We start from the raw sequence: 12,343 nt of genomic DNA, 5'->3' as shown, positions 1-12,343 counted from the left end.
CGCCCTGACCTAGCGCACGCCGAAGCTCGCGGGGACGGTGACGCGCGCGCCGCCGTCCTGCTGCTGGCTGGCGCGCTCGGACTCCGTCAGCGGCTTGAGCGGCTGATCCAGCCCCATCGCCTTGCGCCGCGCCTCCTCCTTGTCGTGCGCCACCTGCAGCGCGCGCGCGTTGTTCGCGGCCATGCGCGCCGGGTCCGGCCCCATGGCGAGGAAGGCGACGGGCGCGCTCAGGAAGAGGATGGCCACGGTGATGATCCACGCCACGTCCCGCACGCGGAAGCGGCCCGCGCGCTCCTTCACCACGGACGGCTGCACCAGCAGGCGCAGCTCGCCCTCCACCAGCCGCAGCGTCATGCCCTCGTGCAGCTCCACGGCGGTGCGGCCCGGCGCGCCCGTCAGCTCCTCCGGGCCCACCGGGTGGAAGTCATGGCCCTTGAGGCTCTTCTCCACGCGCGCGGACGGCGGCACGTGGATGCGCCAGCCCTTCGCGGTGCGCTCGGCCAGGAGGAAGGGCTCCTCCGGCAGCGTGAAGCCGTAGAGGGGCAGGGGGGCCGTCTCGTCGGGCGCGGCGTGGACCTGGCCCAACTCGGGGCCATAGCTCCAGGCCTCCGCCAGGGAGGTGCCCCAGTACAGCTCGCAGAAGAGTCCACCGTCCGCCACGGAGGCGGAGGGCGTGGAAGGCGTGGGCATGTGGGGCCGGAGCATAAGGCCTTCGCGGCCGCCCGGCCTTCGCTTCGTGGGCCGGACGTCCCCTGGACGACGGGCGGCCTGCCCCTCAGGCGCTCGTCAGGTCCTTGAGCAGCGACTCCAGCGTCTCGAAGTGCAGCGGCTTCACCAGGTGCGCGTCGAAGCCCGCGGCCTTGGAGCGCTGGCGGTCGGACTCCTGGCCGTAGCCCGTCACCGCCACCAGCTTGAGGGCGCGGGGCTCCTCCTGCTGGCGCAGCCGCCGGGCCAGCTCGTAGCCGTCCATCACCGGCAGGCCGATGTCCAGGAGCGCGATTTCGGGGCCGAACTCCTTCGCCGCCTCGAGGCCGGTGGGGCCGTCGTAGGCCACGCGCGTCGTGCAGCCCAGGAACTCCAGGGACTCGGAGAGCACGTCCGCCGCGTCCCGGTTGTCGTCCACGATGAGCACGCGCGCGCTCACGGACGTGGGCTCCGGGACGGCGAGCGTGCCGGGCTGCGGCGTGGGCAGCGCGGCCGGGGCTTCCGCCTCCAGCGCGGGCAGGCGCACGGTGAAGGTGCTGCCGCGGCCCCGGCCGGCGCTGTGCGCGCTGATGGCGCCCTCGTGCAGCGTCACCAGGCTCTTCGCGATGGCGAGCCCCAGCCCCAGTCCGCCCTGGGAGCGGTCCAGGGCCTGGTGCTCCTGCACGAAGAGGTCGAACACGCGCGGCAGCATCTCCGGCGCGATGCCCACGCCGGTGTCGCGCACGCTGAGGACCAGCTCCCGGCCCTCGCGCGTGCCCGTCACGGCCAGGAAGCCGCCCGGCTCCGTGTACTTGGCCGCGTTGGTGAGCAGGTTGGCGAAGACCTGCGCCAGGCGCGTGGGGTCGCCGCTCAGGTCCATGCCCCGGTCGGGCAGGTCCACCTCCAGCATGTGCTGGCGCTGGTCGATGAGGCTGCTCGTCTGCTCGATGGCCTTGGCCACCACGTCCGTGAGCGTGATGCGCTCGCGCTTGAGGGTGACCTTGCCCCGGGTGACGCGGCTGACGTCCAGCAGGTCGTCCACCATGCGCACCAGGTGCGTCACCTGCCGTTCAATGAGCGTGCGCTCGCGCTCCGCGGCGGTGTCGCCCCTCAGGCGCATCAGCTGGAGCGCGGTGAGGATGGGGGCCAGGGGGTTGCGCAGCTCGTGGCCGAGCATCGCGAGGAACTCGTCCTTGGCGCGGTTGGCGGACTCCGCCTCGCGGCGCGCGGTGGCCAGCTCCGTCACGTCGAAGGCGACGACGATGATGGACTCCACCTGGCCCTTCGCGTCGCTCATGGGCTGGTAGACGAAGTCGTGGAACACCTCGCGCGTGGACTGGTGGGGGCCGTCGTTGAAGACGACGCGCAGGGAGCGGCCGATGTACGGCTCGCCCGTGGCGTGGACGCCGTCCAGCAGCTCGTAGATGCCCTGGTCGGCCAGGTCCGGCAGGGCCTCGCGGATGCTCTTGCCCTTCACGTCGCGGTGGGCAATCAGCTTCAGGTAGTTCTCGTTGGCGAACTCGAAGACGTGCTCCAGGCCGCGCAGGATGGCGATGCCCACGGGCGCGTGCTGGAAGATGCGCGCCAGGCGCTCCCCGTGCGCGGCCTCCAGCTTGCGCAGGCGGGAGCGCGTCAGCTGCGCGGTGACGCGCGCGAGCAGGTCGCGCGTGGAGAAGGGCTTCACCAGGTAGTCGTCCGCGCCCGCGGCAAGGCCCTCCTCCTGGGCCTCCTCGCCCGCGCGGGCGGACAGCAGGATGACGGGCACCGTGCGGGTGCGCTCGTCGGCGCGCAGGGCCTGCAACAGCGCGAAGCCGTCCAGCCGGGGCATCATCACGTCGGACAGGATGAGGTCCGGGGGCCGGGCGAGCGCGGCCTGGAGCGCGGCCTCTCCGTCCGCCACCGCCTCCACCGTCCAGTGGGCCCCCAGGAGCCGGCCCACGTACTCGCGCATGTCCGCGTTGTCGTCCGCCAGCAGCACGCGCCCGCGCTCCAGGCCCAGCACGGCCGGGTCGATGGACGCGGGCTCCTCGCGCCCGTCCTCCGGCGCGGGCGGCGCCTCCGTCAGCCAGCCCAGCGCGTCGCGCACGTAGGGGTCCGCGCCCGCGGGCTGCGTGCGCTGGCTCCTGGCGGACGTCACGTGCTCCGCCGGCAGGTGCGCGAAGCCCGTGGGGATGCGCACCGTGAAGGTGGTGCCGCGGTCCAGCTCGCTCTGGACATTCAGGGTGCCGCCGTGCAGCCGCACCAGCTCGTGCACCAGCGCCAGGCCAATGCCGGAGCCCTCGTGCGAGCGCGCGCGGGCGCCGTGGACGCGGTGGAAGCGCTCGAAGAGGCGGGGCAGTTCGTGCGAGGGGATGCCGGTGCCCGTGTCGGTGACGCGCAGCTCGATGTGCCCGTCCTTCAGCGCCTGCGCCACGGTGATGGCGCCGGTGAAGGTGAACTTCAGCGCATTGGAGACGAGGTTGAGGACGATCTTCTCCCACATCTCGTGGTCCACCCAGGCCGGCTCCGGCAGGGGCGGGCAGTCCACGTCCAGCACCAGCCCCGCGCGCTCGATGGCGGAGCGGAACGCGCTGGCGAGCCCGGCGGTGAGGGCGGCCAGGTCGGTGGGCTCATAGGTGGCGCGCACGCGCCCGGCCTCGATGCGCGCGAAGTCCAGCAGTGTGTTGACCAGCTTGCGCAGGCGCACGGCGTTGCGGTGCACCGTCTCCAGCGCTTCGCCCTGGAGCGCGCGCTCGGGGCTGGCGAGCGCGTCCTCGGTGGGGCCCAGCAGCAGCGTGAGCGGCGTGCGCAGCTCGTGGCTGATGTTGCTGAAGAAGGCCGTCTTCGCGCGGTCCAGCGCGGCCAGCTCCTCCGCGCGCTGGCGCTCTTCCTGATAGGCGCGCGCGTTGGCCACCGACGCGGCGACCTGCTCGGCGGTGGCCTGGAAGAAGGCGTGGTAGGCCGCGTCCAGCAGCCGGCGGGGACTGACGCCGCCCACGAGGAAGCCGGACGGCCGCGACTGGCCGGGCCGCGTCAGGGCGCGCACCACGGCGAGCGGCGGCGGCGTGTTCCACCGGCCCGCGGGCAGGGCGGACAGGCGCTGCCCCAGGTCCTTCACGACGACGGCCTCACCGGTGCGCGCGGCCTCGGCGAAGGGCCAGTCGGCGCTGGACCCGGCCAGGAGGGACTGCTGCACGGGCAGCGCGGCCAGGACGGCGTCGGGCAGCTGGGTGCCGCCCGCGAGCTGCGCGGCGGTGCCCTTCGCGTCCAGCAGGTAGAGCAGGCAGAACGGCAGGTCCAGGTCGTTGCCGGAGAGCACGTCCAGGCTGGCCTGGCACGCCTGCTCCGGGGACTTCGCGTCGGCGGAGCGCGCCGCCAGGTCGCGCAGCATGCGCAGCTGCCGGTCGTGCTGCACCTCCTGCGTCGTCTCGCGCACGGTGACGAGCACGCCGCCCACGCTGCCCTGTTCGTCGGGGATGGGGCTGTACGAGAACGTGTGGAACGTCTCCTCGACGAAGCCCCGGCTGTTGAGGAACAGCGCCAGGTTCTCGCTCCAGGTGGCGGGCCCACCGTTGAGCACGCCTCGGGCCATGGGGCCGACCACGTCCCAGATTTCCGACCAGACCTTCTCGCCCGGCGCACCCATGGAGCCGGGGTGCTTCAGGCCGAGCACCGGGCGGTACGCGTCGTTGTAGAGCTGGATCATCTCCGGGCCCCACCACATCAGCATGGGGAACCGGTTGTGCAGGACGACGCCCACCATCGTCTTGAGGCTGATGGGCCACTCGCTGGAGGGACCCAGCGGCGTCCTGGACCAGTCCAGCGCGCGCACCAGCTCACCCATCTCGCCGCCGCCCGCGAAGTGTCGCTCCTCGGAAGGGGAAATGGCGGGGGGCAGGGGCTGGGGCATTCGGAGCTCGAGGTGCGCGAAGTGGGGGAAAGCCTTCGCTTCTATTGGCGCGCACGCGGCCGTGCAATCAACGAGGTTGGGCGCAAGCGTGCAGCGCCTGCCATCCAACAGGGGCTCCTCTTCCCGCGCGGATGACGGGGGAGCAGGCGGGCGGACGCCTCAGGGAAGCGCGGGCGTCACGACGCGCGGGGTGCCCGCGTCGGCTTCGGCGGGCGGCGTCGCGGCGGCGGGCGGCATGGCGACAGGCGCCTGGGGCGAGGGCAGCGCGCGGACGATCTCCGCGCCCGCCGTGGCCACGATGCCAATGGACAGGAAGAGGAACCCGGCCGTCTGCGCCACGGTCTCCACGCGCGGAGGAATCCGCCGTCCGCTCACCGCCTCGATGGCGAGCAGCAGCACCCGGCCGCCATCCAGCCCCGGCACCGGCACCAGCGTCAGCATCGCCAGCGCCACGGAGGCCGCCACCAGCGCGCGCACCAGCGCATCCGCGCCGGACGCGGTGGACGACGCGACGTCGGAGGACTCCTGGCGCATCAGCGCGCCCGGCCCGGCCTTGCCCGCGACCTGGGGCCCGCGCACCAGCGCCAGCAGCGTGGAGACCGTCTCGGACGCCACGCGCCCGGTGTGCACCAGCGACTGCGTGAAGGCCTCGCCGGGTGCGTGCGTGCGGAACACGTACTGCTGGCTCACGCCGATGCGCCCCGCGCCGCGCTCGTCCGCCCGGGGCCGCACCGTCACCGTGCGCGGCTCGCCGTGCCGGTCCACCGACAGCTCCAGCGGTGCACCCACGCCGTCCGCCACGCGCGTGACGAAGTCCGACCAGCTCTCCAGCGGCTTGCCGCCCACGGCCACCAGCTTGTCACCGGGCAACAGCTGCGCCCGCGCCGCCTCCGAACCCGGCACCACCGTGCCCACCGTCAGCGGCACCACCACGTGCGTGCCGGAGGAATACAGCGCGAACAGGAGCCCCAGCGCCACGGCGTAGTTCGCCAGCGGCCCCGCGAGGATGATGGCCATCCGCTTGAGCGGCCCCAGCGTGCCGAACCCGGACGTGTCCTCCTCCGCGGAGCGGTGCGGGTTCATCCCCTGCAGGTTCGCGGACGCGCCCAGCGGCACCGCGCCCAGCACGAACTGCGTCCCGCCCAGGCGGAACGACAGGAGCGGCGGTCCAAAGCCCACGGTGAAGCGCGGCACCCGCACGCCCAACAGGCGCGCGGCCACCAGGTGCCCCAGCTCATGGACGATGAGCAGCGCTCCGAGCGCCAGGAGGACGAACAGGTAGTGCATCCGTGATCCGCCCTACAGCTTGCGGCGCTTCCCGGTGCGCTTGTACGTCAGGTAGTCGGACAGGATGGTGCCGTGGTCGAAGCACAGGTCCTTGGGCAGCGCGTCCACGGTGAACGTCTTCGCCTCCGCCGCGTCGTCCGCGCCCACCGGCTCACCCGTCGCCTGCGCGATGAACACCGTCGAAATCGTGTGCAGGCGCGGGTCGCGGGACGGATCCGAATAGGTGAAGAACTGCTCCGTCAAGAGCACGTCCAGCCCCGTCTCCTCCTTGGCCTCGCGGATGGCCGCCTTCTCCAGCGGCTCGCCCTCGTCCACGAAGCCCCCCGGCAGCGCCCAGCCCACCGGCGGGTTCGCGCGGCGGATGAGCACGATGCGCTCGCCGGACAACTCGATGATGCAGTCCACGGTGGGTTTGGGGTTGCGGTATTCAGGCATGGCGTCGCACTCTACCCAAAGCCCCCTGCCGAGCGCCCGTTCCGGATGCCTCCCGTGGGGGATGGTGCGTGCCGTGTCTACCCTGCGACGTCTCAGCCTCACCGCCGCCCTGGCCGCCACCCTGACGGGCTGCCTGCCCTACGTCCAGAACCAGGGCGAGTACGAGCTCATCCCCACGGAGACGCTGCGCGACGACTGTGACCTGCTGGACCAGTTCCAGGGGAAGCTCCAGCTGAACCTCCAGATCGCGGGGCGCGTGGTGCGCGCGGACTTCGGCGTGCAGAACATGCAGCTGGAGGGCTACGTCCTGGAGGACGGCGAGGCGTTCACCGCCGACGGCAGCGTGGCCAACGTGAGCACCACCGTTGACGGGACGAATGAGTGCCTGCTCGATCAGGTCCGCGTGCACCTGGACGCGACCCCCGTGTGCGCCACCCAGTTCCAGGGCCAGATGCGGCTGGCGTACGAAGCCAACAACATCACCGACTGCACCTGCGAGCTGTGGTTCCGCTTCGATGGCGTTCAGGGGAACAAACGCTGTGAAGGGAACCCTTGAGATAGCGCAAGGGGCTTCCTACAACAGGAGGGCTGTTCCCACGCCGAAGCTGGAGGAACGCCCATGGCAGACCCTCACGCAATCGTCTCGGTCCTGACCGAGTCCCGCGTCTTCCCCCCGCCCGAGGACTTCTCCCGGCGGGCCCGCATCCGCGGCATGCAGGACTATCAGCGGCTGTGGGACGAAGCCGCGAAGGATCCGGACACGTACTGGGGCGACCGCGCCCGCGAGGAGCTGTACTGGAAGGAGCCCTTCCAGACGGTGCTGGACTGGAAGCCGCCCCACGCGCGCTGGTTCGTCGAGGGGAAGACGAACCTCGCGTACAACTGTCTGGACCGGCACCTGCCGAAGCTGAAGGACAAGCCCGCCATCCTCTTCGAGGGCGAGCCCGGCGACCGGCGCGGCATCACCTACGGAGAGCTGTCCCAGCAGGTGAACCGGCTGGCCAACGGCCTCAAGTCGCTGGGCGTGAAGAAGGGCGACCGCGTGGGCATCTACCTGCCCATGGTGCCGGAGGCCGCCGTCGCGATGCTCGCGTGCGCGCGGCTGGGCGCGGTGCACTCGGTGGTGTTCGGCGGCTTCTCCGCGGAAGCGCTCCAGGACCGCATGAAGGACGCGGGCGCGAAGGTGCTGCTCACCGCGGACGGCGGCTGGCGCAAGGGCGCGGTGGTGCCGCTGATGAAGAACGTGGAGGCCGCGCTCCCCAACGCCCCCAGCATCGAGAAGGTCGTCGTCCTCACCCGCACCGGGGACGGCAAGCTGCCGGAAGGCCCGAAGTTCCTCGCGTGGGACGCGCTGGTGAAGGGCCAGTCCGACGTCTGCGAACCGGAGTGGGTGGAGAGCGAACACCCGCTGTTCATCCTCTACACGTCCGGCTCCACCGGGAAGCCCAAGGGCGTGCTGCACACCACGGCGGGCTACGCGGTGATGGCGTCGCTCACCACGCGCTGGGTGTTCGACCTGCGCGACGACGACGTCTACTGGTGCACCGCGGACGTGGGCTGGGTGACGGGCCACTCGTACGTCGTCTACGGCCCGCTGATGAACGGCGTCACCACCATCATCTACGAAGGCGCGCCCACGCAGCCCGGCCCGGACCGCTTCTGGGACATCATCGAGCGCTACAAGGCCACCATCCTCTACACCGCGCCCACCGCCATCCGCGCCTTCATGCGCCTGGGTGACGAGCCGGTGAAGAAGCACGACCTGACCTCGCTGCGCCTGCTGGGCAGCGTGGGTGAGCCCATCAACCCCGAGGCGTGGATGTGGTACCGCGAGGTCATCGGCGGGGGGCGGTGCCCCGTCGTGGACACGTGGTGGCAGACGGAGACGGGCAGCATCATGATCTCCCCGCTGCCCGGCGCCACGCCCACCAAGCCCGGCTCCGCCACCTTCCCGCTGCCCGGCATCCACGCGGAGATTCTGGACCGCGACGGCAAGCGCGTGCCCAAGGGGCAGGGCGGGCTGCTCTTCGTGACCAAGCCCTGGCCGTCCATGCTGCGCACCGTGTACGGGGACCCGGAGCGGTACGTGAACACGTACTTCAGCGAGCTGCCCGGCATGTACTTCACCGGCGACGGCGCGCGCACGGACGCGGACGGCTACGTGTGGCTGATGGGGCGCGTGGACGACGTGGTGAACGTGGCCGGCCACCGCCTGGGCACCGCGGAGGTGGAGAGCGCGCTGGTGGCGCACCCGAAGGTCTCCGAGGCCGCCGTGGTGGGCCGCCCGGATGACCTGAAGGGCACGGCGCTCGTGGCCTTCGTGACGCTCAAGCAGGGCAACCCTCCCTCGGACGCGCTCAAGAAGGAGCTGGCCGTGCACGTGGGCAAGGAGATTGGCGCCATCGCGCGGCCGGATGAGATCCGCTTCGCGGAAGGGCTGCCCAAGACGCGCTCGGGGAAGATCATGCGCCGGCTCTTGCGCGACGTGGCCGCGGGCAAGCAGTCCTCGCAGGACACCACCACGCTGGAGGACCTCAACGTGCTGGCCGCGCTGCGCCAGAACGACGAGTAGCGCTTCAGCGCACCACCAGCGGCCGCCTCCTCAAGCGTCCTTCGGATCCTTCTGGGGGCGGCCGTACTTGTCCTTCACCTGCTCGCGGTCCGCCTTGCTCCACCAGATGCGGGAGCTCCACAGGGCGGGACCCAGCACCACCGTGAGGACGAAGAACACCACCAGGCCCACCACGATCTCCGTCACGCCGTCCTCCAAAGGGAGCCGGGGTTGGGAGGTCCCCGGGCAGTCAAACGCAACCCTAGCGTTCCCCCGGGACAGGTGCCATCCAACGTGGGGGCCGGGAAGTAGCGCGGCGCTCGGCGGCCATCGGCTTCTTGCATGGCGGCGTGCGGCAGGGTGCCTGCGTGCCGGGCAACCTGTCCGGGCGGGCAGCGGGCGGCGGTCCTGCTAGATTGCGCCGCCATGAACCGATTCCCCTCGACCCTCTTCACCGCGCTGCCGCTGACGGCGGTGCTCGTGGCCCCCGTCGTCGCGGACGCCTGCACCAGCATGCTCGTGACGAAGGGCGCCACGACGGACGGCTCCACGTTCATCACCTACGCGGCGGACGCGCACGAGCTCTACGGCGAGCTGTACTACACGCCCGCCCGCCGCCACGCGGCCGGCGCCATGCGCGACGTCGTGGAGTGGGACACCGGCAAGTTCCTGGGGCGCATCAAACAGCCGGCCTCCACCTACTCGGTGGTGGGCAACATGAACGAGCACCAGCTGTCCATCAGCGAGTCCACCTTCACGGGCCGCAAGGAGCTGGAGGGGCCGGCGGGCATCATCGACTACGGCTCGCTCATCTACATCGCGCTGGAGCGCGCGAAGACGGCGCGTGAGGCCATCCAGGTGATGACGGACCTGGTCGCGGAGTACGGCTACGCGTCCACCGGTGAGACGTTCTCCATCGCGGATCCGAAGGAGGCGTGGCTGCTGGAGATGATTGGCAAGGGCGAGGGCCAGAAGGGCGCGGTGTGGGTGGCCCGCAAGCTGCCGGACGGCTACATCTCCGCGCACGCCAACCAGTCGCGCATCCGCCAGTTCCCGCTCAACGACAGCGCCACCACGCTGTACTCGCCGGACGTCATCTCCTTCGCGCGCGCGAAGGGCTGGTACACGGGCGCGGACAAGGACTTCAGCTTCGCGGACACGTACCACCCGCTGGACTTCGGCGGGCAGCGCTTCAGCGAGGGGCGCGTGTGGAGCATCTTCCGCCGCGCGGCCCCGTCCCTGAAGCTGGGCGTGGAGTACGCGGACGGCGCGGACCTCGGCAAGCGGCTGCCCTTGTGGGTGAGGCCGGACAAGAAGGTGTCCGTGCAGGACGCCATGGCCCTCATGCGCGACCACTTCGAGGGCACGCCGCTGGACATGTCCAAGGACGTGGGCGCCGGGCCCTACGCGGTGCCCTACCGCTGGCGCCCCATGACGTGGGACGTGGACGGCAAGAGCTACGTGCACGAGCGCGCCATCTCCACGCAGCAGACGGGCTTCTCCTTCGTCGCGCAGATGCGCTCCGCGCTGCCGGACGCCATTGGCGGCGTGCTCTGGTTCGGCGTGGATGACACCTTCACCACCGTCTACACGCCCATGTACGCGGGCATCCGGCAGGTGCCGAAGAACTTCGCCCAGGGCGTGGCCAGCCGCGGGGAGTTCTCCTGGGATTCGTCCTTCTGGGTCTTCAACTGGGTGTCGAACCAGGCCTATGGGCGCTGGAGCGACATGATTGTCGACGTGCAGAAGGCCCAGGGCGACCTGGAGGGCCAGTTCCTGGCGGACCAGGCCAACATCGAAAGCATCGCGCAGGTGCTCTACAAGCGGACGCCGGAGCAGGCCCGCCAGTACCTCACCGAGTACTCCCTGCAGCAGGGCGACAAGGTGCACGCGCGCTGGCGCAAGCTGGGTGAGCAGCTGCTGGTGAAGTACATCGACGGCAACGTGCGCGACAACACGGGCAAGGTGGGCCACCCGCGCTACCCGGACGCGTGGTACCGCCGCATCGCCGCGGACAACGGCAAGATGCTGGAGTCGCGCGAGAAGCCGGAGCCGAAGCCCGCCGTGGCCCCCGCCGCGCCGGCCCAGCCCGCGGCCCCCGCGCAGCCCGCGGCCCCGAAGCCGACCGTGGCTCCGGCGCCCTGACGTCCCCGGATTCCAGGCGCGCGGTGTCCGTACGAGGAAACCGCGCGCGCTGGACCGCACGTTCTCGCGTGTGTCGGGGGATGGCTTGTGGCAGTGAGGGCGCCGGGTGGCAGCGCGGCGCCCGTTGCCGGAGGACTCAAGCCTTGAGTGACGCCCCCACCCAGACGGCCTCTGCGTTCCGGGATGACGAGCTGGCGGACTTCCTCGAGCGGACCAGCCGCACGTTCGCGCTCGCCATCCCGCTGCTCGACGAGCCGCTGCGCCGCGAGGTGGGCCTGGGCTACCTGCTCTTGCGCGTCGCGGACACGCTGGAGGACGCCGCCCCCTGGACGCGCGACGAGCGCAGAGCGGCGCTGGCCGCCTTCGCGTCCCTGCTCCAGGAGGCGCCGGGCGTGGACGCCGGGGCGCTGTCTCGCGAGTGGCTGTCGCGCCGTCCCAGCGAGAACGCGGGCTACCTGGACCTGCTCGCGCGCACGCCCACGCTCCTGGCCAGCCTGGACGCGCTGCGCCCGGAGGCCGGCGCCATCCTGCGCCACTTCGTGCTCAAGACGGTGCAGGGCATGGGGCAGGTGCTGGAGGGCGCCTCCGAGGGCGGGCTGTTGCAGCTGGGGTCACTGCAGTCCCTGCGTGACTATTGCTACATCGTGGCGGGACTGGTGGGCGAGCTGCTGACGGAGCTGTTCGTCCTGGATCCGCGCCTGGCGCTGTTCGCGCCGAACCTGCGCTCGCTGGCCCCGCTGTTCGGGGAGGGGCTCCAGCTGGTCAACATCCTCAAGGACGCGCGGCAGGACCGGAAGGAGGGCCGGGTGTGGCTCCCGGCCGGCGTGCAGCTCCAGGACGTGGAGCAGCTGGCGGGCCAGGACCTGGTCGCGGCCGCGCGCTACGTGCGGGCCCTGCACCTGGCGGGCGCGCCCCGGGACGTGCTCGCCTTCACCACGCTGCCGCTCCTCCTGGCGCAGGCCACGCTGGAGCTGCTGGTGCGCGACGGCGCGGGCGCCAAGGTGTCGCGCGCGGTGGTGACGGCCCAGCTGGACACCCTCCAGGCCGCGCTCTCCCGGGGCATGCTCCCGGAGGCCGTGGAGGCGCTCGCCGGCCCCATGCCCGGCGGCCCCTGAAAAGCGTTGACCGGGACGCAACTCCAGGGCGCCAGCGCCGGATGATTCCGGTGCAGGTGTTCCCCCTCTGGAGTCGTGCCTCCCATGAACTGCGCCCGCTCGGCACCGGCGGTCATCGTCTACTTCCCCGCGCGCCGGGAGGCCTCGCCGCCGAGGGTGCAGCGCCAGCGGGCCGGGGTGGAGCGGCGGGGTGGGGAGCTGCCCTTCGCCGCCGCGCGTCAGCGCGGACTGTGGACG

9 protein-coding genes are annotated in these 12,343 nt (G+C 71.7%); 4 read left to right on the top strand and 5 right to left on the bottom strand.

What is annotated here, in order from left to right:
* Positions 1–9: 9 nt before the first annotated feature.
* The 4 genes from D7X55_RS06765 to D7X55_RS06750 all read right to left on the bottom strand — a co-directional run bounded on the left by D7X55_RS06765 (position 10) and on the right by D7X55_RS06750 (position 6,295).
* The gene (locus tag D7X55_RS06765; RefSeq protein WP_120547462.1) at positions 10–690 is read right to left on the bottom strand and encodes a hypothetical protein; all 681 of its coding nucleotides are present in this window, start codon (positions 688–690) and stop codon (positions 10–12) included.
* An 85-nt stretch (positions 691–775) separates the two neighbouring features.
* Positions 776–4,573, bottom strand: a complete 3,798-nt coding sequence (locus tag D7X55_RS06760) for an ATP-binding protein (RefSeq protein ID WP_121722575.1) — start codon at positions 4,571–4,573, stop codon at positions 776–778.
* A gap of 159 nt (positions 4,574–4,732) precedes the next feature.
* The gene (locus D7X55_RS06755) at positions 4,733–5,860 is read right to left on the bottom strand and encodes an RIP metalloprotease (RefSeq protein WP_233609649.1); all 1,128 of its coding nucleotides are present in this window, start codon (positions 5,858–5,860) and stop codon (positions 4,733–4,735) included.
* 12 nt (positions 5,861–5,872) lie between these two features.
* Positions 5,873–6,295: an NUDIX hydrolase gene (locus D7X55_RS06750; protein ID WP_120547408.1), complete on the bottom strand. Its 423-nt coding sequence runs from the start codon at positions 6,293–6,295 to the stop codon at positions 5,873–5,875.
* Positions 6,296–6,368: 73 nt separating this feature from the next.
* On the opposite strand from D7X55_RS06750, the gene D7X55_RS06745 reads away from it, so the two are divergent.
* Positions 6,369–6,851 (top strand): hypothetical protein, encoded by a 483-nt coding sequence (locus D7X55_RS06745; protein WP_233609648.1) that lies wholly within the window; start codon positions 6,369–6,371, stop codon positions 6,849–6,851.
* A gap of 63 nt (positions 6,852–6,914) precedes the next feature.
* Positions 6,915–8,867 (top strand): acetate--CoA ligase, encoded by a 1,953-nt coding sequence (acs, locus tag D7X55_RS06740; protein ID WP_120547410.1) that lies wholly within the window; start codon positions 6,915–6,917, stop codon positions 8,865–8,867.
* 30 nt (positions 8,868–8,897) lie between these two features.
* Here the strand turns inward: acs and D7X55_RS43265 are convergent, their stop codons facing one another.
* The gene (locus tag D7X55_RS43265; protein WP_158616174.1) at positions 8,898–9,053 is read right to left on the bottom strand and encodes a hypothetical protein; all 156 of its coding nucleotides are present in this window, start codon (positions 9,051–9,053) and stop codon (positions 8,898–8,900) included.
* A 219-nt stretch (positions 9,054–9,272) separates the two neighbouring features.
* Here D7X55_RS43265 and D7X55_RS06735 point away from each other — a divergent pair, with 219 nt between their 5' ends.
* Complete coding sequence (locus D7X55_RS06735; RefSeq protein ID WP_121722574.1) at positions 9,273–10,991, top strand: dipeptidase; 1,719 nt, start codon at positions 9,273–9,275, stop codon at positions 10,989–10,991.
* A gap of 143 nt (positions 10,992–11,134) precedes the next feature.
* The gene (locus D7X55_RS06730; RefSeq protein WP_158616175.1) at positions 11,135–12,106 is read left to right on the top strand and encodes a squalene/phytoene synthase family protein; all 972 of its coding nucleotides are present in this window, start codon (positions 11,135–11,137) and stop codon (positions 12,104–12,106) included.
* Positions 12,107–12,343 lie beyond the last annotated feature (237 nt).

The organism is Corallococcus sp. AB049A, from assembly GCF_003668885.1.
GTDB classification, from domain to species: Bacteria; Myxococcota; Myxococcia; order Myxococcales; family Myxococcaceae; genus Corallococcus; species Corallococcus interemptor.
The sequence above is the reverse complement of the archived record's forward strand: the minus strand, read 5'-3'. Positions and strand labels throughout refer to the sequence as shown.